General features: G+C 67.6%; 21 protein-coding genes. 9 read left to right on the forward strand and 12 right to left on the reverse strand.

Annotation, left to right across the window (positions count from 1 at the left end; all coding sequences use genetic code 11):
• The first annotated feature begins 112 nt into the window (after positions 1–112).
• Positions 113–1,750: an acyl-CoA dehydrogenase family protein gene (locus tag AC5P8J_RS02590; protein WP_180832170.1), complete on the forward strand. Its 1,638-nt coding sequence runs from the start codon at positions 113–115 to the stop codon at positions 1,748–1,750.
• Positions 1,751–2,031: 281 nt separating this feature from the next.
• Here AC5P8J_RS02590 and AC5P8J_RS02595 read toward each other — a convergent pair whose 3' ends face one another.
• From AC5P8J_RS02595 to AC5P8J_RS02605, 3 genes are all read right to left on the reverse strand, one after another.
• A complete protein-coding gene (locus AC5P8J_RS02595) occupies positions 2,032–2,442 on the reverse strand; it encodes a hypothetical protein (protein WP_019662151.1) in 411 nt (136 codons plus the stop codon).
• Between the two features lie 156 nt (positions 2,443–2,598).
• Positions 2,599–2,940, reverse strand: coding sequence for a hypothetical protein (locus AC5P8J_RS02600; protein WP_019662150.1), 342 nt, complete (start codon positions 2,938–2,940; stop codon positions 2,599–2,601).
• Between the two features lie 124 nt (positions 2,941–3,064).
• Positions 3,065–4,240 carry a thiolase family protein gene (locus AC5P8J_RS02605; protein WP_495216595.1) on the reverse strand — a complete coding sequence of 392 codons (1,176 nt, stop codon included), beginning with the start codon at positions 4,238–4,240 and terminating at the stop codon, positions 3,065–3,067.
• 183 nt (positions 4,241–4,423) lie between these two features.
• On the opposite strand from AC5P8J_RS02605, the gene AC5P8J_RS02610 reads away from it, so the two are divergent.
• A complete protein-coding gene (locus tag AC5P8J_RS02610) occupies positions 4,424–7,264 on the forward strand; it encodes a S8 family serine peptidase (protein WP_428708326.1) in 2,841 nt (946 codons plus the stop codon).
• Between the two features lie 46 nt (positions 7,265–7,310).
• Here AC5P8J_RS02610 and AC5P8J_RS02615 read toward each other — a convergent pair whose 3' ends face one another.
• Complete coding sequence (locus AC5P8J_RS02615; protein ID WP_019662147.1) at positions 7,311–8,408, reverse strand: Glu/Leu/Phe/Val dehydrogenase dimerization domain-containing protein; 1,098 nt, start codon at positions 8,406–8,408, stop codon at positions 7,311–7,313.
• 277 nt (positions 8,409–8,685) lie between these two features.
• Between AC5P8J_RS02615 and AC5P8J_RS02620 the strand changes: the two genes are divergently transcribed.
• Positions 8,686–9,762, forward strand: a complete 1,077-nt coding sequence (locus AC5P8J_RS02620) for an HDOD domain-containing protein (protein WP_019662146.1) — start codon at positions 8,686–8,688, stop codon at positions 9,760–9,762.
• Positions 9,763–9,765: 3 nt separating this feature from the next.
• On the opposite strand, the gene AC5P8J_RS02625 is transcribed toward AC5P8J_RS02620, so the two are convergent.
• From AC5P8J_RS02625 to AC5P8J_RS02635, 3 genes are all read right to left on the reverse strand, one after another.
• Entirely contained in the window at positions 9,766–11,358 is a 1,593-nt protein-coding gene (locus tag AC5P8J_RS02625) for a phospholipase D family protein (protein ID WP_031270567.1), read from the reverse strand.
• A 69-nt stretch (positions 11,359–11,427) separates the two neighbouring features.
• Positions 11,428–12,126, reverse strand: coding sequence for an RNA pseudouridine synthase (locus AC5P8J_RS02630; RefSeq protein WP_019662144.1), 699 nt, complete (start codon positions 12,124–12,126; stop codon positions 11,428–11,430).
• 47 nt (positions 12,127–12,173) lie between these two features.
• Positions 12,174–12,674 (reverse strand): M48 metallopeptidase family protein, encoded by a 501-nt coding sequence (locus AC5P8J_RS02635; RefSeq protein ID WP_021203991.1) that lies wholly within the window; start codon positions 12,672–12,674, stop codon positions 12,174–12,176.
• A 63-nt stretch (positions 12,675–12,737) separates the two neighbouring features.
• Here AC5P8J_RS02635 and AC5P8J_RS02640 point away from each other — a divergent pair, with 63 nt between their 5' ends.
• Both AC5P8J_RS02640 and AC5P8J_RS02645 read left to right on the forward strand, forming a co-directional pair.
• Entirely contained in the window at positions 12,738–13,295 is a 558-nt protein-coding gene (locus tag AC5P8J_RS02640) for a DUF2058 domain-containing protein (protein WP_227854006.1), read from the forward strand.
• Positions 13,296–13,464: 169 nt separating this feature from the next.
• Positions 13,465–13,731 carry a DksA/TraR family C4-type zinc finger protein gene (locus AC5P8J_RS02645; RefSeq protein WP_495216596.1) on the forward strand — a complete coding sequence of 89 codons (267 nt, stop codon included), beginning with the start codon at positions 13,465–13,467 and terminating at the stop codon, positions 13,729–13,731.
• 512 nt (positions 13,732–14,243) lie between these two features.
• On the opposite strand, the gene AC5P8J_RS02650 is transcribed toward AC5P8J_RS02645, so the two are convergent.
• A complete protein-coding gene (locus AC5P8J_RS02650) occupies positions 14,244–14,837 on the reverse strand; it encodes a mechanosensitive ion channel domain-containing protein (RefSeq protein WP_019662140.1) in 594 nt (197 codons plus the stop codon).
• Positions 14,838–14,872: 35 nt separating this feature from the next.
• Positions 14,873–15,052: a hypothetical protein gene (locus AC5P8J_RS02655; RefSeq protein ID WP_019662139.1), complete on the reverse strand. Its 180-nt coding sequence runs from the start codon at positions 15,050–15,052 to the stop codon at positions 14,873–14,875.
• A 124-nt stretch (positions 15,053–15,176) separates the two neighbouring features.
• On the opposite strand from AC5P8J_RS02655, the gene AC5P8J_RS02660 reads away from it, so the two are divergent.
• The 3 genes from AC5P8J_RS02660 to AC5P8J_RS02670 are packed head-to-tail and all read left to right on the forward strand — an operon-like array spanning position 15,177 to position 17,177.
• On the forward strand, positions 15,177–15,755 hold the full coding sequence (locus AC5P8J_RS02660) for an RNA polymerase sigma factor (RefSeq protein WP_155029927.1): 579 nt from the start codon (positions 15,177–15,179) through the stop codon (positions 15,753–15,755).
• On the forward strand, positions 15,752–16,285 hold the full coding sequence (locus AC5P8J_RS02665; RefSeq protein ID WP_111098031.1) for a hypothetical protein: 534 nt from the start codon (positions 15,752–15,754) through the stop codon (positions 16,283–16,285). Before AC5P8J_RS02660 ends, AC5P8J_RS02665 begins: the two co-directional genes overlap by 4 nt.
• 10 nt (positions 16,286–16,295) lie before the next feature.
• Positions 16,296–17,177 carry a DUF4097 family beta strand repeat-containing protein gene (locus AC5P8J_RS02670; RefSeq protein ID WP_019662136.1) on the forward strand — a complete coding sequence of 294 codons (882 nt, stop codon included), beginning with the start codon at positions 16,296–16,298 and terminating at the stop codon, positions 17,175–17,177.
• Between the two features lie 49 nt (positions 17,178–17,226).
• On the opposite strand, the gene AC5P8J_RS02675 is transcribed toward AC5P8J_RS02670, so the two are convergent.
• From AC5P8J_RS02675 to AC5P8J_RS02685, 3 genes are all read right to left on the reverse strand, one after another.
• The gene (locus AC5P8J_RS02675; RefSeq protein ID WP_005410566.1) at positions 17,227–17,409 is read right to left on the reverse strand and encodes a hypothetical protein; all 183 of its coding nucleotides are present in this window, start codon (positions 17,407–17,409) and stop codon (positions 17,227–17,229) included.
• Positions 17,410–17,420: 11 nt separating this feature from the next.
• Positions 17,421–17,714 carry a YkgJ family cysteine cluster protein gene (locus tag AC5P8J_RS02680; protein WP_080112561.1) on the reverse strand — a complete coding sequence of 98 codons (294 nt, stop codon included), beginning with the start codon at positions 17,712–17,714 and terminating at the stop codon, positions 17,421–17,423.
• Positions 17,715–17,942: 228 nt separating this feature from the next.
• Positions 17,943–19,304 carry an Hsp70 family protein gene (locus AC5P8J_RS02685; protein ID WP_227854007.1) on the reverse strand — a complete coding sequence of 454 codons (1,362 nt, stop codon included), beginning with the start codon at positions 19,302–19,304 and terminating at the stop codon, positions 17,943–17,945.
• Positions 19,305–19,485: 181 nt separating this feature from the next.
• On the opposite strand from AC5P8J_RS02685, the gene AC5P8J_RS02690 reads away from it, so the two are divergent.
• Entirely contained in the window at positions 19,486–19,821 is a 336-nt protein-coding gene (locus AC5P8J_RS02690) for a zinc ribbon domain-containing protein YjdM (protein ID WP_021204683.1), read from the forward strand.

Below are 19,821 nucleotides of genomic sequence, written 5' to 3' on the forward strand. Positions count from 1 at the left end.
CCATCACTGTGGCCTGCGGCTCGTGCACGGGGTGAGAACCGGCCTGAACACGGGCTTGGCAGGTCATGCGGCACAATCGGGCCGCACACTTCTTGCCGCCAGGATGGACCGGATGAGTGGACCGAGCTTCAGCAGCAACGCGCCCTACGAAACCCATGTGGTACTGAACCAGCCGCCGCCGTTCGCGGGGCGGCAGTTGTGGACCGACGACGCGGCGCTGATGGAAGCCGTTCAGCGCGAAGGCGCTGGCAGCTTCGCGCCACGATTGGCGGTGTATGGCGCGCTGGCGGGTGATGAGCTGTACCGGGTCGGCTTCGATGCCAACCGCGATCGGCCACGCCTGCGCACGCATGATGCGCAGGGCCATCGCATCGACACGGTGGAGTTCCATCCGGCCTATCACCAGTTGATGGACACGGCCAAATCGCACGGGGTCGCAGGCTTGTCCTGGCATGAGCCGCAGCCCGGCGCGCACGTGGCACGTGCGGTGTTGAGCTACCTGCATCACCAGGCCGAGGCGGGCACCAGTTGCCCATTGACGATGACCCATGCAGCAGTAGCGGTGCTGCGCACGCAGCCGCACCTGGCCGAGTGGGCACGCAAGGCCGCAGCGCCGGTCTATGACCCGCGCGACGTGCCGGTGGCGGACAAGGCCGGCATCACCCTGGGCATGGGCATGACCGAGAAGCAGGGCGGCTCGGATGTACGTGCCAACAGTACCCGCGCCGAACCGATCGATGGCGAGCGCTATCGCCTGGTCGGCCACAAGTGGTTCTTTTCCGCGCCGATGTGCGACGGCTTCCTGGTGCTGGCGCAGGCGCCGGGAGGACTGACCTGCCTGCTGTTGCCGCGCCGCCTGGCAGACGGTGACCGCAATGCGTTCCGCCTGATGCGGTTGAAGGACAAGCTTGGGGATTGGGCCAATGCCTCCAGCGAGGTCGAGTTCTGCGGCGCGCAGGCGTGGCGGGTGGGTGAAGAGGGCCGCGGCGTGGCCACCATCATCGGCATGGTGATGATGACCCGCCTGGACTGCATGCTGGGCGCCGCAGCGGAGATGCGCATGGCGCTGGCGCAGGCGCTGCATCACGCACGGCATCGCCGCACCTTTGGCAAGCTGCTGGTCGAGCACCCGTTGATGACCAACGTGCTGGCTGATCTGGCGATGGAGTCGGAAGCGGCCACGGTGTTGGCGATCCGCATCGCACGCGCGGTGGATCGTGCCGGTGTGGATGCCAATGAAGCCGCGATGGCACGGTTGGGGACGGCACTGGGCAAGTACTGGCTGTGCAAGCGTGCGCCGGCCTTCGTCAATGAAGCGCAGGAATGCCTGGGCGGCGCGGGCTATGTGGAGGAGTCGATGCTGCCGCGCCTGTACCGGCAGGCACCGTTGAATTCGATCTGGGAAGGCAGCGGCAACATCCAGTGTCTGGATGTGCTGCGTGCATTGGCCCGTGAACCGGACGCGATGGCGGCATTGCGCGGCGAGCTGGCGGCGGTGGCCGACCGTGATGCGCGCTACGCAGCGGCATTGCAGCGCTGGGCAGCGGCACCGGCACCGGAGGAATCACAGGCGCGGCTGTTCTGCGAGCGCACTGCGCTGTTGTTGCAGGCAGCGCTGCTGCTGCGTGCGCGCAGCCCGATCGCCGAGGCGTTCGTGCGCAGCCGGCTGGAAGGAGAGCACGGGCTGGCATTCGGGACGCTGCCGGCGGGCCTGGAGCTGACCGCGATGCTGGCGCGCGCGCTGCCGTAGGCAATGGCCAACGGCGGTGCCCCTCGTGGTGGGCGCTGATACTGATGGATGGGCCGCGCGGGTAGGTCGCGCAGGGGGCGCCGTGAATACGTCCTTGTAGGCTCGGGCGCGCCATCCATGGCGCTTACGCCCCTGCGCAACCTACCCGCGCGGCCTTGGACGGTTTCCGTGCCGTCCACCACGGAATCAACAGAAAGAGCGGAGAGCGAAAAGCAGTAAAGCCGCGGCCATGCCGCGGCTTTTCCTGTAGCGCCGAGCCGGTGCTCGGCTGCCGGCAAGGCTCAGTGCTTGGCTTCTTCCTTGGCGGCGTTGGCCTTGGCGTCATTGGCGACATCGCGCGCCTTGTCGGCGACCTTCTGCGCGGCGTCGGCAGTGGCGTCGCTGGCGTGCGCGGCCGCGTCGGTGGCGGCGACCTTGGCCTGGTCAGCGGCATTGGCGGTGGCGTCGGCGGCCTTGTCCAGCGCCTGCTGGGTATCGGCGGCGGCCTGCTCGGAAGCAGCAGCGGTCTTGTCGGCGGCGTCGCGGGTTGCGGCAGCGGCCCGGTCGACGGCATCGCGGGCAGCGACGCCAGCGCTGTCGGCGGCCTGCTGCGCGTCCTGCTTGGCCTGTTCGGCCTCCGGGCCCTTGCAGGCGGCCAGGGCCAGCAGCAGGGAGCCGGCCAGCAGGGTGGTGGTGATCGGACGAATCTTCATGGCGGTCTCCGGTACTGCAATGGATGGGGACGCCAGCCTATTCATGCCGTTGTGAAGACGGGGTCGCGGAGCGCGCTCAGTCGCGATCCACGGGCGCAAAGAAAAAGCCGCTGGCGAACCAGCGGCTTTTCCGGAACAGCGTGAAGAAAGAAGTGATTACTTCTTGGCTTCTTCAGCAGCGTCCTTGGCCTGCTCAGCGGTAGCTTCGGCAGCCTTGGCGGCGTCCTTGGCTTCGCCAGCAGCGGCGTCGGTGGCAGCAGCGGCGGTGTTGGCAGCAGCGTCGGTCGCAGCGTCGGCAGCGGTGGCGGCGGTGTCAGCGGCCTGCTGGGCAGCGTCGGCGGTCTGGGCGCCAGCAGCGGCGGCCTGGTCGGCAGCAGCCTGGGCTTCGGTGGCGGCTTCGTTGGCCGAAGCAGCGGCGTCCTGGGCAGCTTCCTGCTTCGAGCAGGCGGCCAGGGCCAGAGCCAGGGACATCGCGACCAGCAGCTTGTTGATGCTCATTGTGTAAATCCTCGTCGTTAGAATTAGGCAACGCGCATGCTGCGCGCCGACAACATGATGACAAGCCAAGATTGGGTGTCAAGCGATCCCGCATTCATTTTTGCGAAATCATCGTTAAATCCATTTAAATCAATTCGATGGCGATCGCGGTTGCTTCGCCACCGCCGATGCACAGGGTGGCAATGCCGCGCTTGCCACCGCGCGTGCGCAGGGCATTGACCAGGGTCACCACCAGGCGTGCGCCGGAGGCACCGATCGGATGGCCCAGTGCACAGGCGCCGCCATTCACGTTGAGCTTGTCGTGCGGAATGCCCAGTTCGCGCATCGGCGCCATCGCCACCACAGCGAAGGCTTCATTGATTTCGAACAGATCGACCTGGTCCAGCGACCAGCCGGTCTTGTCCAGCAGCTTGCGCAGCGCGCCGATCGGAGCAGTGGTGAACCACTCCGGTTCCTGCGAATGGGTGGCGTGGCCGACGATTCGGGCCAACGGCTTGATGCCGCGCGCAGCCGCATCTTCCTCGGTCAGCAGGACCACTGCGGCAGCGCCGTCGGAAATGCTGGAAGAGCTGGCGGCGGTCACACTGCCGTCCTTCTTGAAGGCCGGGCGCAGGGTCGGGATCTTGGCGATGTCCGAACGGCCGGGCTGCTCGTCGGTGGTGATCTCGACCTCGCCCTTGCGGGTGGCGACCTTCACCGCGACGATTTCATCGGCGAACGCGCCGTTGGCCTGGGCTGCCTGCGCGCGCTTGACCGATTCGATGGCGTAGGCGTCCTGCTCTTCGCGGCTGAACTGGTACTTGTCCACGGCGCATTCGGCGAATTCACCCATCGCCTTGCCGTCATAAGCGTTGACCAGGCCGTCGTGGGCCATGTGATCGACCGCCTGGAAGTTGCCGAAGCGGTTGCCGGTGCGCGAGTTGGGCAGCATGTGCGGCGCGTTGGACATCGATTCCATGCCGCCGGCGACAACGATGCTGGCCGAACCGGCCTTGATCAGGTCATGACCGAGCATGATGGTCTTCATGCCGGAGCCGCAGACCTTGTTCAGCGTGGTGGCACCGGTCGACAGCGAAATGCCGGCAGCGATCGCCGCCTGGCGGGCGGGCGCCTGGCCGAGGTTGGCCGGCAGCACGCAGCCCATGAGGACTTCGGAAACGTCGCTGGCCGGGATGCCCGACTGCTCCAGTGCGGCGGCGATGGCGGCCGCGCCCAGGGTCGGGGTCGGCACGCCGTTGAACTGGCCGAGGAAGGAGCCGATGGCGGTGCGCTTGGCGGCGGCGATGACGATGTTGGACATGGCAATCTCGTTGATGCGTAAGCAATGTTCGGAAAGGAGACCGTGGGCCGTTGGAAGCGCCCCGGTTTCCCGGCAGACTGCGTGGGGGTCGGCCCAAGTATAGAGGGTCGGGGAGGGCCGCCGCTGGACGGCGCCGCATGCCTGCCGGGACAACGACGGGCCAATGTTCATGGGAAGGAATCGATGGAACGCACGACGACGGTGAAATCTGCCCTGGCAACCGCGCTGGCACTGGCGCTGACAGCCTGTGGCGGAGGTGGCGGGGGCGGCAACGTGCGCATTGACACACCGCCACCACCGCCGCCACCCACGACCCCGCCACCGACGCCGCCGCCGCCGGCAAAACCGCAGGAGCCGGCCTTCGACGCGCATCTGTCGGTCACCAATGCGCGTGCCGCACAGGCCGCCGGCCTGAGCGGCCAGAACGTGCGCATCGGTATCGTCGATTCGGGCGTGCAGCGCGACGCGGTGGCACTGAACGGGCGGGTGGTGGCCAACCTCAACTACATCGATCCGTCGCGCAACAACCTGCAGGTGGACGACGTGGTGGGCCACGGCACGGCGGTAGCCAGCCTGGCTGCCGGCGCGCCGGTTGGGTCCTGGCCAGGCGGCATCGCCCCTGGTGCGCAGATCGTTTCGGCGCGGATCATCGCCGACAAGCCGCCCGCCGACGATGGCAGCGGCAAGGGCAATTCCTTCAGCGGACCGCTGGGCGTGGCCCAGGTGCACCAGGACCTGATCAGCTACAACGTAAAGGTGATGAACAACTCGTGGGGCGGCCTGTACTGGACCGACCTGCCGACCACCGCGCAGGTGGCCGCCGAGTATCGCCCCTTCGTGGTCAACCACGGCGGGCTGGTGGTGTTCGCAGCGGGCAATGACGGCCGCAGTGAACCGAGCAGCCTGGCCGCGCTGCCCAGCCAGCTGGGCGTTGCCGGCTCGCTGCCGGCGGCAGATCTGGAGCGCGGCTGGCTGGTGGCGACCGCGGTGGATCCCTATGCACCGGGCACGTTGGCCAGCTACGCCAATGGCTGCGGCCAGGCCGCGCGCTACTGCCTGGCAGCGCCGGGCAGCGCGGTCTATCCCGATGCAAACGGGGGCAGCTACTACTGGAACTACGGCACGTCATTCGCGGCGCCGCTGGTGTCCGGCGCCGCTGCGCTGGTCTGGCAGCGCTATCCGTATTTCAGCAACGACCTGGTGCGGCAGACCCTGCTGGGCACTGCCAAGGACATCGGCGCCCCGGGCGTGGATCCGGTGTTCGGCTACGGCCTGCTCGACATCGGTCGTGCGATCAACGGTCCGGGTCGCTTCGACTGGGGGGATGTGGTTGCCAACGTGGATGTGGCCTCCAGCGGTTCGGCGTGGCGCAACAACATCGTCGGCAGCGGCGGCCTGGTCAAGCAGGGCGGGGGCACTCTGGTGCTGGCCGGCAACAACAGCTATACCGGTTCCACCCGCATCGAACGCGGCATCCTGGCACTGCAGGACGGTGGCGTGATCCGTTCCAACGTGACCATCCTCGGCCAGTCCGATCCGGATTCGACCGGCCTGCAGTTCAATGGCGGCGCGCCGCGCGTGATCGGCAACGTGGTCAACGGCAGCAGCGTATTCCTCACCACCGGCAACACCACCGGCACCATCGAGGGCGACTACGCCCAGCAGGCGGGCGCACAGTTGATGATCGCACTCGGCGCCAATGCGCTGCAGGTCACCGGCAAGGCCACCCTCGACGGTGGCGTGCGCGTGCATGGCTTCGTCTCCGGCTACGTGCCACAGAGCGGCACCCGGCAGGACCTGATCCATGCGGACGGCGGACTCAGTGGTGCCTTCAGTACGCCGGCCACCTCCAGCGGCCTGCAGGGACTGTCGCTGTTGCAGAGCAGCTATGGCTACGACAGCAACAACGCCTGGTTGAACCTGACCCAGGTCAGTGTCACCGGGGCAGCCAGCGGCCTGGGGGCTTCCGCCCAGGCGGCAGCACAGCGGCTGGAGGGTGCATTTGCCGCGCTCGACAAGAATGCAGGACTGCAGGGATCGGCCTTCGGTACGGCCGCCGGGGCGCTGCAGTGGACCGGCGGTGGCAGCAACGGCCTCGAGGCTAGTCTGCAGAGCCTGTCCGGGCAGGCGCACGCGCGGGCCGAAGCGGTCACCTTCGACAGCATCGACATGTCACGCCGTGCCATCGCAGAGCGCTTTGATCGCGTGCAGGCGGCGCCGCGCCTGCGCGGGGCCTGGCAGAGTGCGCTCGGCCAGGCCGGGCAGGGCAGCTTTGCCGGCAACGCCGCCGACAGCCGCGGTTGGATGGCCGGCCAGGACCTGCCGCTGGGCAGCACCGGGCTGATGGGTGTGGCCTTCGGCGAGACCCGCAGCAACGGTGGCAGCAGCTTCGGCGGCGATCGCGGGCGTGATCGCCAGGCGCAGGCACAGCTTTACGCGGGCTGGAATCTGGGCCGGGGCTATGCGCTGGCCCAGATCGGCAGCGGGCAGTTCACCCGGGCGCTGGATCGCCAACTGCTGCTGGGCGCGGGTAGTTACGGTGTTTCGGCCCGCTATGGCGGGCGCTTCAGCAGTGCCAGTGTCGAAGGCGGCTATCGCTTCGGCCGCGCGGGTGCCTCGTTGACACCGTATCTGGGCGCCAGCACCACGCGCGTGGATACCGATGCGTTCAACGAACTGGGCGGGTTCGGCTTCGGCCTGCGTGGCGATGCCAACCGCGTGCAGCGCAGCCAGATGCTGGCCGGCATCCGCGGCGAGCGTGGCTGGGGGCGCTGGAGCCTGCGCGGGCATGCCGAGTGGCAGCAGCGGCTCGAGGGTGCCGATGCGGCGTGGCAGGCCAGTTTCGTCGGCGTCGATGCCTGGGCACCACTGGCGGGCTGGAATGCGCCGCGCGGCAGTGCGCTGATCGGCATGGCGCTGGAATCGTGGTGGGGTCGCAGTGGCCGCCTGAGCCTGGGCTTCGACCAGCGCGTCGGGGGCGAGGGCGCGCGCCAGGCGGCGTTGCGCTACAGCACCGGGTTCTGAGTGACAGTCGCGCCGGGACGCCAGCCCCGGCGCGACATCGACGCGCTCAGCCGCCGCGCAGGTTGCCCAGGCGCGGGGTGCTGCGGCCCAGCGGCATCTTCAATTTGCCGATCGACAGGATGCGGCTTTCGGCGATGCGGTCGGCCGCTCGCTGCGGCGCGATGTTCTCGCGCTGCGACAGTTCGAAGATGCGGGTGAGGTTGTGATAGATGCTGCGGATCAGGCGCATCGCGCGTTCGCGGTTGTAGCCGTCGATCTCCAGCGACACGTTCATCACGCCACCAGCATTGACCGCATAGTCCGGCGCATACAGGATGCCGCGCGCATGCAGTTCGTCGCCGATTTCCAGGCTCGACAACTGGTTGTTGGCGGTGCCGCAGATGATCTTTGCCTTGATCCGCGGCAGGGTGTCGGCGTTGATCGCGCCTTCCAGCGCACACGGTGCGAACACATCGGCATTCACTTCATGGATCTCGTCCGGCTTGACCGCTTCAGCGCCGAAGTCGCTGACCGCACGGTCAACCAGCGCGCTGTCCAGGTCGGTGACATACAGCTTGGCACCGCGGTCACGCAGCAGCTTCACCAGTTCCATCCCGATGTGACCCAGGCCCTGCACCGCGATGCTGGTCTTGCCCACTTCCTCATGGCCGAACTTGAAGCGCATCGACGCCATCAACGCCTGAAGCGCGCCGTAGGCGGTGAACGGGGCCGGATCACCGGAGCCGCCATGGACCTGGTGCACGCCGGTCACGAACTGGCTCTCCAGGTAGATGTTCTCCATGTCGTTGACATCGGTGCCGACGTCCTCGGCGGTGATGTAGCGTCCGCCCAGCGAATCGACATAGCGACCGAAGGCACGGAACAGCACCTCGGTCTTGTCCGCTTTGGGGTCGCCGATGATCACCGCCTTGCCGCCACCGACGTTGAGGCCGGCCAGTGCATTCTTGTAGGTCATCGTCCGGCTCAGGCGCAGCGCATCGGCCAGCGCCTCGTCGGTGCTGGCGTAAGGACGCATGCGCACGCCGCCCAGGGCCGGGCCAAGGGTGGTGTTGTGGATGGCGATGATCGCCTTCAGGCCGGCGTCGTGGTTGTGGCAGAACACCACCTGTTCGTGGCCGGTGGTGGCGAGGGTTTCGAATAGCATGGCGTCTCCGATGGCGCGATCAGCGGCGAACTGCAGCGAACGGCCAGTGAACGGTAGGGTCCCAAAACAAAAAAAGCGACGTCGTCGGTGCAGGGGGACGGGTCGCGCGGCGCCATTCTAGTCCATTCCCCCGGCCGGTGCCGTCGACATCGCATGCCTTCCGGTTAAAGAAGATGAAAGTGCGGCCGATGCTGCGACGACGGCGGGTGGCCGGATTCGCGTGAAGAGGCAGGCGGTCAGTGACGGCAAGGGCACCAAAACGACAGGGCAGGCGGCGATGACAGCGGCCTGGTGGCGATCACTGCGCGGCTGGCTGGCGCGCTCGACCGGGGCTGCGCCGTCCCGCTTGGCGGCGGTATCGCGACAGGCAGTGGCGGCAGCGGCTGCGAGCCTGCAGGGTGAGGCCCTGCCGTCTGCGGAGATCGCCGCACATCTGCAGCGCGGCCTGCACGCGTTGGCGTTGTACCCACGACTGGCCGGTGAGCCGGCGCCTGTACAGGATCCGGCGTTGGGGGAAGCGGTGGCACGCGCGCTGCAGGACCGCGACTGGGCTACCCGGCAGTTGCCGCGCCGTCCGCAGCTGCTGCCGCAGCTGATCCAGACCGTCAACGACGATGCCGCCTCCGCGCGGGTGATGGCCGCGATCATCGGCCAGGACCCGGTGCTGACCGGCAACCTGCTGCGCATCGCCAACAGCCCCGCCTACAAGGTGCACGAGCGGCCCGTGGAAAGCCTGCAGCGGGCGGTGACCCTGGTCGGTACCGAAGGCGTTCGGCAGATCATCAGCGCGGTACTGGTACAGCCGGTGATGCAGATGCAGTGCGATGCGTTCCCGCAGTTCAGCACGATCATCTGGGAGCACGCACTGCTGGCCTCGCGCGCGGCTGCAGACCACGCACGCACGGTTACCTTCGGTGATGCTTTCGCCGCGCAGTGGCTGGGCCTGGTGCAGGGCCTGGGCGCGGCGCTGGTGATGCGCCAGCTGCTGCAGGAAGCCCAGGCACGTGGTGAAACCGTGGAGCCGGCGCTGGCACTGCAGCTGCTTCAGCAGTGGTCGTTACCGCTGGCACAACGGGTGGCGGCTGCCTGGGAGCTGCCCGAGCCGGTGCATCAGGCGCTGTTGCCGGAGGCCGAGGGCCCGCTGGCCGACAGCCTGCGCCTGGCCAGCGCCGCTGCGGCGGCCAGCCTGCTGTGCCGCCATGGGCATGCCAGCCAGAGCCGCATGCTGGCCCTGCTGGAACAGCTGCCTTCGGCACCGCCGCATGCATTGCGCTGGATCTGGCGGCGACTGCATGGGCGCAGCGTGGAAACGCTGGATGATGCCGGGCAGGAAGCCACCGATCCGGGGCGCTGAGCGTTACAGCTGCGATTCCAGCGGTAGCCAGCTGATCACCCGCGACAACCAGCGTTTGCGCGCCGTTGCCCCTGGCTCTTCCTCCGCCCAGTGCGGTGGTGGTTCGCGCTCCAGCCAGCGCAACCGGCGACGGTCGTCCAGCGCCAGCCACCAGCTGTGCCTGGGATCCGCCAGGCGCAGGTACTCGCCGCGCAGCTGTGCACCCAGCAACGGATCGTCGAACAGCACACCCATTTCAGTGTTCAGGTAGGCCGAGCGCGGATCGAGGTTGAATGAGCCGACGAAGCCGCGGCGGTCATCGACCAGGAACGCCTTGGTGTGCAGGCTGGCGCCGCTGCTGCCGAACACGCCCGCATCGCCGGACTGCCCTTGTGCCTTCAGCTCATACAGGTGGACGCCGGCTTCGAGCAACGGCACGCGGTAGCCCATGTAGCCGCCGTGCACCGCGGCGACGTCATTGGCAGCCAGTGAGTTGGTGACCACGCCGACCTGCACGCCCCGCCGGGCCATGGCCGAAAAGCCATCCAGGCCCTCGTTGCCGGGCACGAAGTAGGGCGAGATCAACAGGGCCTTGTGCCGGGCGGCCTGCAGCTCGCTGGTCAGCGTCGAAACCAGCCACGCGCCGCGATCATCGTCGCGGTGCTTCATCGGCGGGTCCGAGACGATGCGCACTGCACGGCTCCAGCGCAATGGCTCGGGACTCGGGCGCTGCCGCCTGCGCGATTCGGCCACGCGCGCAAGGTAGGGCTGGGCCACGTCACGCTGGGCCTCATGGTCCGATTCGCGTATCAGCAGGCGCAGCTGGGCATCGGTATGGAAGGCAAGCGCCGATACCGGAATGGCGGCCTCGCTGTTCCAGTAGTCGTCGAAGATCCGGCTGGCCTGCTCCACGGCAGGGCCGGCGACCAGCAGGTCCAGGTCCTGGAAGTTCACATCGGTGCGCGCGCTGAAGTATTCCTCGCCGATGTTGCGGCCGCCGACGATCGCGACGCGGCCGTCGGCAATCCAGCTCTTGTTGTGCATGCGGTGGTTCACGCTGAAGAACCGTTGCACCATCTCCACCATGCGCAGCAGGCCGGTCCGGTTGCGGAACGGGTTGTAGAGGCGGATTTCAATGTTGGGGTGCCGGTCCAGCGCCATCATCAGGGCGTCCTTGTCCTTGGCGTTCATGTCGTCGAGCAGGATGCGCACGCGCACGCCGCGTTCGGCGGCGTCGTACAACGCCTTGGCCATCAGGTGGCCGATCAGGTCGTCGTGCCAGATGTAGTACTGCAGGTCCAGGCTGCGCCCGGCGTGGGTGGTGATCATCGCGCGCGCGGCGAAGGCATCCATGCCATCGCTGAGGAAGGCCACGCCGGACTGGCCGGGATGGGCCTCCTGCAACGGAACGATCTGCCGGTCGATCCGCGTCTGTGCCGGCTGCAGCGGCAGCACGTGCGAGGGCGTGCCCCGTGCCTGCGGGGTGAGATGGTCGGCCAGCAGCAGCCCGGACAGGACCAGCAGCACCAGTGTGGCGAGGATGATTGCAGCAACGCGAAGCAGACGTCGCCACAGGGGCTTGGGCAGGCTCATGCGCCGATGGTAGATCCACGCCACGCGTGGATCAAAGGCAGACGGTGCATCGCAGAAGATCCACGCCATGCGTGGATGACAGGGACTTCCCTGTCAGAACCGCTCGTCGCTGCCCAGGTAACGCCACTGCCCCGCAGGCAGCGGTCCCAGTGCCACGCGGCCAATACGCAGCCGACGCACGGCCGTCACCTGCAGGCCGGCCGCGGTGACCGCCACGCGCAGGCCCTTGGCGGTCAGGCCCTTGCCCGCGAAGCGCAGGCGCTGCTCGCTCTGCCAGCTGACCTTGGCACCGCCGGATTCCTGCTGCAGGCGCGCCAGCAGCCATGGGCCACGCTCAGGGCCGCCTTCGGCGACCTCGATCAGGTATTCCTGCTCGGTGCGTCCCAGGTTGCGCTGAAGATGGGCCAGCGTGGCCGGGTCCTGGCTGACCACCACCAGGCCGCTGTCGCTGGCCGGAAGGGCGGCCGCCAGCTGCAGTCCGTGGAAGTGGCGCTGCAGCGGACGGATGTCGCTGGCGTCCAGCTCGCTGCGGCTGTCACTGCTGACCAGCGCGCACAGGGTTTCGGCGGCAACGCCAGCCGGTTTGTGCAGCAGCATGCTGACCCGCTCGGCCTTTTCATCGCTGGCCTGCTCGGCCACCACGATCACCGCGCTGTCATCGACCGGACGCTGCGGCTGTTCCACCACCTCGCCATTGACCGTGACCCAGCCGCCTTCGATGTAGCGCCGCGCTTCGCCGCGCGGGATGCCGAGCAGGGCGGACAGGCGTTTGTCGAGACGGATCGGTTCCATGGCAGGCAGGTCGGGCAGTGGGCGCGCAGTGTAGCTGCTGCGGCCGGTCAGCGCTGGCCGCGGTTGGCCAGCTCGGTCAGGTACAGGCGGGTATCGAATTCCAGCTGCAGGTAATCCGGCTCCATGTGCTGGCACAGCTGATAGAAGGCCTTGTTGTGGTCGGCTTCCTTCAGGTGGGCCAGCTCATGCACCACGATCATGCGCAGGAACGCTGCCGGTGCCTGGCGGAACACGGTGGCGATGCGGATCTCGCGGCTGGCCTTGAGGCGGCCGCCGTGAACGCGCGAGATGGCGGTATGGGTACCCAGCGCGTGCTTGATCACTTCCAGCGTGTTGTCGTAGCAGACCTTGTTGAGCGGCACCGACTTGCGCAGGTAGCGGTCCTTCAGCTCCTGCGTGTAGTCGTACAGCTGGCGGTCGCTGCGCACGGTGTGCGGGTCGGGGTAGCGCTGCTGCAGCCATGGGCCGAGCTTGCCCTGTGCCAGCAGGTCGCTGACCTGGGCGACCAGGGGTTCGGGATAGCCGGTGAGGTACTTCAGGACTGCCATGCAGGGGTGGCGGGGCGTCGGTAGAATGGGGACATCCAAGATTACACGCGGTACACATCGACCATGGCAAAGCCCAACGCGCTGCAGGAACAATTGCTCAAGGCCGGCCTGGCCAAGAAGTCGCAGGCCAGCGCCGCCGCGCGCGAGCAGGCCAAGGCGCGGCAAGGCAAGGCCGAATCGACGTCGGCCGAGGTCCAGCGCGAGGCTGAGCGTGCCCGCGCCGAGAAGGTCGAGCGCGACCGCGCGCTGGCCGCCGAGCGCAATGCCCAGGCCAGGCAAGCTGAACAGAAGGCGCAGGCGAAGCAGATCATCGCGGCCCATGCCGTGCCCCACAAGGGCGATGACGAGTACCGCTTCAGCGATGGCACGGCGATCCGCACCCTGCTGATCGACCCCAAGCTGCGCAAGGCGCTGTCGGCGGGCGTTCTGGTCATCGTTGCCCATGGTGACGGTTACGCCGTGTTGCCGCGTGCTGCCGCCGAAAAGGTGCGTGAACGCGCGCCCGAAGCGATCATCGTCGACCACGGCCAGCCGGGCTCGACCGCCGAGATCTCGACCGGCAACGCCGAGGACGACGCCTACTATGCGCAGTTCCAGGTACCGGACGACCTGATCTGGTAAACAAAAAGGGGACGGAGGGGATTAAGTCGCAATCGGATTGATCTAACCCGTGCGCGTTCCACTCAGCTTGCTGAAGCCCCGCCGAGCATGGCTCGGCGCTACAGGAAGGCATTCCTTTTACCGGGGTGTATCGTCCCCATATCAGGCGACACACCTGCGGAGGACGGCCATGGCCACCGGTTGGGCGGGAGACGGCGCGGTCCAGGACCAGATCGACGCCACCGTTGATGATGCGATCGCCCGCGCGCGGCGCCAGCTGCGCGAGGGACCCGGTCTGGAACACTGTGAGGAATGCGACGCGCCGATTCCGTTGGCGCGGCGCCAGGACGTGCCTGGTGTGCGGCTGTGCGTTGCGTGCCAGCAGGCGCGGGATGACGAAGAGCAGGCGCATGCCGGCTACAACCGGCGTGGCAGCAAGGACAGCCAGTTGAGGTAAAGGTTGTTGGGCAGGGCTGCACCCTGCACCCGCCGAAGCCTTCAAGCCAAGGCAGCAGCAACAGCAAAAGCTGGCATTCCGTGGGGTGGCGGGGCGGTGTCGGAGTGCGGGGACGCCGCAAGTACGTCCTTGTAGGCTTGGCAGCCGCATCCATGCGGCTGACACCCCGCACTCCGACACCGCCCCACCTCCGACAGATTTCCGCGATCGGGTACATCCCGCCGTGCGTGGATAAATTTCCATTGAAATCGAAAATTTCGATATCGGAATGATTTGACCCGAGCATGGCTCGGCTCTACAGAAGAACGGACAGCTCGCGGAAATCTGTCGAAGGCGGGGTGGGTCCGGTTGAGGGGGCGTGAGCCGCATGGATGCGGCGACCGAGCTTACATGGACGTACTTGCAGCGTCCCCCTCAACCGGACCCACCCCGCCATCCCACGGATAGCATGCTTTTGCCGTTGCCGTTGCTCCGAGCAGGTGCAGGGCGCAGCCCTGCCGAAAACCCCACCCTCAGCCGTCGCCCTGGATGCCACCAGGCGCCTGTGCCGGGTCGCGCCAGCGGCGCACGGTGCGCTGGAAGAACAGGTTGTTCGGCAACTGCAGCACCGTGCCCTCGTGGCCGTCGCCGGTTTCCTGCAGCGTGGTGTAGATCAGGTTCACATCGATCACCCGGCCCTTCAGGCCCGGCTTCTCGCCGTTCTCCAGCACCTCGATGTAGTCATGCAGGCGGAACGGGCGCGTGGTGAAGATCAGCAGCGTGCAGAAGATGTTGGAGAGCACGCTCCACGCCGCGAAAAAGGCCACCGCACCCACGGCGGCAAAGCCGGTGAACGCCGTCCACAGTACCGAAGGCGACGCGCCCAGCAGGCTGAGGATGTACAGCAGGGCGCTGAAATAGACCACGAAACTGGTGATCCGCCGGGCGCCCATCGCCATCTCCGGTGGCAGTGTGTAGTGCTCGGCGAAACGCCGGATGAGGCGCCGTGCCAGCACCCGCAGCAGCCACGCGGCCAGCAGGGTCAGCAGGATCTTCACGGCGATACCCACGTCATGCAGCCAGGGGTGGGTCCAGGCGGGGAGATGATCCTTCAGCGACAACATCATGGCGCGACAACAGGTGGCAATAACGGCCCTTGATGTTACCCGGCGCCTGCCGTGGATTCGACTGCCGGTGCCCAGGCCAGGCACACCAGTTCCTGGCGATGCTGCTGCAGGCAGGCGCGGCCACTGTCCGTGCGCAGCTGCAGGGACAGGCCCAATGCCTGCAGCACGACGCAGGCGGCGATCACCAGCACGGCGGCGCAGGCGGGGCTGGACATGACTGGACTCCCGGAGGTGTTTTCTCGAAGACCTTTCATGGATGCAGCCATCGTCGAAAAGGTTGCATGTCCCTGATCGCCGATCACCTCTAAACCTTTTTCCGGGCCGCCGCATCCAAGCGATATGCTCGACACCACCATGCCAGCGCTGCCTGCCGCCAACGACCCCGTCGACGAACCCGCCCTGGTGCGGGCGGCCGCTGCGGGAGACACTGCTGCCTACGAACTGCTGTACCGGCGTCACGCGCCGCGTGTATTCGCTGTGCTGTGGCGGTTGTGTGGCGGCCAGCAGGCACGTGCCGAGGATGCGCTGCAGGAGGCCTTCCTGCAGGCCTGGAAAGCGCTGCCGGGGTTCCGCTTCGAGAGCAGCCTGTCGACCTGGCTGCATCGGCTGGGCGTCAACGCCGCGCTCATGGAGCTGCGTGGCCGGGCGGGCGGGCAGGATCACGACAGTCTGGACGACGTCGACGGGGGCCTGCAGGAACTGGCGGTGCGTGACCGCTGCGCCGGCACCGAGCGCGACCTGGAGCGCGCGCTGTCGACACTGCCACCACGGGCGCGTGCGGTACTGGTGCTGCACGACATCGAAGGCTGGAAACACCAGGAAATCGCCGAGCAGCTGCAGATGGCCATCGGCAGTTCCAAGGCACAGCTGCATCGTGCGCGCGGCCTGTTGCGCGCACGGCTGGGAGACATGACATGAGTACGCACGAACACGATTTCGATCACGACCTGCTGGCCCGGCTGCGTGCGCTGCCGAATGAGCGCGAAGTGCCCACTGATGGTTGGGCACGCCTGTCTGCCCGGCTGCCGCCGCGTGAACCACAGGCAGCACCTGCGCCAACGGGCAGCGTGGTGGCCCTGGCAACGCGTTCGCGGCGCCGCTGGTGGTTGCCGGCCGGCGCTGCCCTGGCTGCCAGCCTGGCGATCTACGCGGTGGCCCCTTGGTGGCACGCGCAGCCGGATACACCGGTGCCGTCCACGCTGCAGTTGCAGGCGGCTGCGATGACCGAGCAGTACCAGCAGGCCGTGGCCTCGCTGCCCGATGGGCGCGCGCCGGAATGGCAGCCGGCCCTGCACGAACTGGATGAAAGCGCGGCGCAGATCCGTGCCGCACTGGCGCAGGACCCGCGCGCGCCGCACCTGCTTGGCCAGCTCAAGCGCACCTATGCGCTGCGGCTGGAACTGACCCGGCAGGCGGCCTATGCCGCCGAGTCCGGCCTGACGACCTGAGGAGACCCCCATGACCCGAACCCTGATTTCCTGCTGTGTCGCACTGCTGCTGTCCCCTGCCGTGGCGCTGGCCGACACCCGCATCGACGAGCGCCACACCTTGGCTGCGGGCGGTCGCATCGAACTGAGCAACGTGGCCGGCAAGGTGACCGTGCGTGGCTGGGACCGCAATGATGTGCAACTCACCGGCACGCTCAGCGATGGCCTGCAGCTGCGCCAGGAAAAGAGCGCCAACCGGGTGCGCTGGGAGATTGAATACCCGCGCCGCAGCAACAATGGTGGCGCGACGCTGGTGCTGAACGTGCCGCGCTCGGTGGAACTGCTGTTGAGCACGGTCAGCGCCAGCCAGGACATCAGTGGCATCGACGTGCGACGGCTGCAGGCCGACACCGTCAGCGGCAGCCTCAGCGCGGCTGGCCGCAGCGGCGACAGCAAACTCAACACGGTCAGTGGCAGTGTCAGCGCACGCCTGCAGACGCCGAAGCTGGACGTAAATACGGTCAGTGGCCGGATCGAGGCCGGCGGCGGCGTGTCCGGTGATATCGGTGCGCAGACGGTATCCGGCCGGGTTGCGGTGGAAGCCGGACGCGTGCAGCGGTTGGCGGTGGAGACCGTCTCGGGCAGCATCGATCTGGCAGCAGCCGGGTTGGCGCCCGGTGGCCGCATCAATGTCGAATCGGTCAGTGCCCCGGTCACGCTGAGCCTGCCGCGCACGGTGTCGGCACAGCTGTCGGTGAACAGCTTCAGCGGCTCGATCAACAGCGATGCCGGGCAGGTGGAGCGGCCGCGCTATGGGCCGGGCAGCCATCTCGACACGCGTCTGGGCGGCGGTGATGGAGACATCCGCATCCAGTCGCACTCGGGCAGTGTGAGGGTACGCCTGGATCGCTGAGCGCGGTCCGGCAGGCCGCGGCGGCAGCGCCGCCGCGGTCGGTGCTGGGTCAGCTGGCTTTCTTCAGCGCCCAGGTGGTGCCGAGGACTTCGATCTTGCCACCGGCCTTGCGGAACGCTGCCAGGTCCGAAGCGATCGAATCGCTGCTGACCACGGTGCTGGCGGCCGCGCCCTTGCGTTCGCTGCGGATGCTGTTGCTGGCCTTCGCGGGGGTCTTTGCCTTGCGGGGCATGGTTGCTCCTGTCAGGTGGAAGGGGAGGAAAGCGACCAGGCATCAGCCTGGCGCAGGTAGTCCTGCCGCTCGCGGCGGCAGTCATCGCCGCCCATCGAAAACTGGCGGCAGATCGCCGGGCGCTGCGAATAGATCGTGCAGCGCAGGTGATAGGGATCGATCGCCGCGCACCAGCCTTCCTCGTTGCGCGCCATCACGGCACGGCCGTGGGAGTCGCGTGACAGGAACTGGCCAGGCACGTGGTCGCCGGGCTGCAGCAGCACGGGCAGCCGACAACAGACCGCGTCACAACGGCGGCAGTCGATGGGTGCAGGTGCTGCGTCAGGTTGTAAGGCCACAGGGGCCTGGCGGGTGCCCAAAGCGGGTCTCGATGGCGGCTCAGGTGCTGCGCGGACCATGAACGAGCCAGGAAGGCATGGCCGGTAGGCCCGCAGGCGGGCCAGGCTGCACCGTGGACACACACCGGCGTGGCCAGTGGAAGGTGCAGCGGGGTTCTAGCCGACCAAGAGTAACTTAGACCGCGTAACGTTTTGTTAATCCGGGCTGGCTGCCGCCAGTGCCAGGCCCTGGACCACGCCCAGCGCGGGCTCGCCGTGGACCATGCGGGCGCCCGGGAAGGCCTCGGCCACGGCCTGGCGCAGGTAGCCGGCGCGGGACATGCCGCCGGTCAGGAACACCGCATCCGGGTCGCCGCCAATGTCGCTGCGGACCTGGGCCAGCAGCTCCCGGATCTGTTCCAGGTAGCCGTGAGCGGCAGCGGCCAGGCCGGCGGCGCTGCTGTCGGCATGCAGGTCGCGGGCAATGTAGTCCAGCGTGCTGCGGTGCTCGCTGGCGGCACTGAGGGCGATCTTCGCGCGTTCCACATCGCGGTACAGGCGGGCGGTATTGCCGGTGTCCTGCAGGGCCTGCAGGCGCGCGCGCCACGGATCGTCGACGTGATCGTATTTGTGCTGGCGGAAGTCACGCTGGCGGGTCATGTCCTGCACCGTGGCCGCTTCCACGTAGTGGTGGGCGGGCACGCGGGTGATGCCGCGGCCGAACAGCGGCATGTAGCTGGACAGGCTCAGCGCCAGGTCGATGTCGGTACCGCCGCGGGCAATACCCCACGCGCGGTGGATGCGTGGCGCAGCATCGCCGCCGACTTCGGCATGCGCGATGTCGGTGGTACCGCCACCGATGTCGACGATCACCGCCTGGTGCCGCTCGCGGCTTTCGGCGTGGTAATGCATGGCCGCCGCGGCCGGTTCCTCGAGGAAATCGATCTGGTCGAAGCCGGCCTGGGTGGCGGCCTCGCGCAGGATGTCCAGCGCCTGGTCGTTGCCGGCCGCGCCGATCGAGCTGCGGAACTGCACCGGGCGGCCGAGCAGGGCGGCACGCAGCGGCTGGCCGAGCTGGGCGCTGGCAGTCAGGCGGATGTGCTCGAGGATGTGCGCGGCGATGCCGGTGATGGTCTGCTTGGCGCGCGGGTGCAGGTTGTAGCCGAGCATCGACTTCGGGCTCTGCACCAGGTTGCCTTCGTGTTCCTCGAAATAGGCTTCCAGCGCGTCATCGCCATAGACCGCGTTCTGCAGCAGGTCGCTGGCGCTGCGTTCCTTGCCGGCGCGCGCTTCCATCCACTCCCGTCGCAGTGCGCGCAGGGCTTCGCGGCGCAGTGCCTGTGGCGTGCGTTCCTGGCCGGCGGCGCGGGCCGCGCGCGCAGCGCTGTCGATCATCTGCTGCAGCTGGTGTTCCTGCCCATCATCGAGCTGGAAGTCATCCGGGTCGGGCACCACGCCGGGGAAGTACACGCTGGTGCGGAACTGTTCGGCGTCGCCGAAGCGGATCGGCAGCAGCTTTCCCTCATGCACGATGGCGGCGGCGGAGTTGCTGGTACCGAAGTCGATGCCGAGGCGCATGGGAAGTTCCGGGGTCGATCAGGGGCCGCGCACTCTGCTGCAGTTCGCCGCCGACTGCAAGTTCCGGGGGCGTGCCGTTGTGTGTCGGGCCAGGTGCGCAGCCCGGGGCCTGCCTGGAAAAGGGGCAGGGAAGCCAGGCGGTTACAATGGCGGCTGTTGATTCACTTTGAGGTACTTGCTGATGTCTTCTGCCCCCGCCTGCCCGCAGTGCACCCTGGAAAACACCTACGCCGATGGTGCGCTCTGGATCTGCGCCGACTGCGGCTTCGAATGGACCCCCGAAGAAAGCGCGGGCTCCACCCTGGTCGTGCGTGACAGCAACGGCAATACCCTGCAGGCCGGCGACACCGTCACCGTAATCAAGGACCTGAAAGTGAAGGGCTCCTCGATCCCGCTCAAGCAGGGCACCGTGATCCGCAACATCCGCCTGGTCGAAGATGATGCCGAGCACATCGAAGGCAACTCGGACAAGATCAAGGGCCTGGTCCTGAAGACCTGCTTCCTCAAGAAGGCCTGA

This window comes from Stenotrophomonas sp. YJH_SMC_37 (assembly GCF_059370035.1).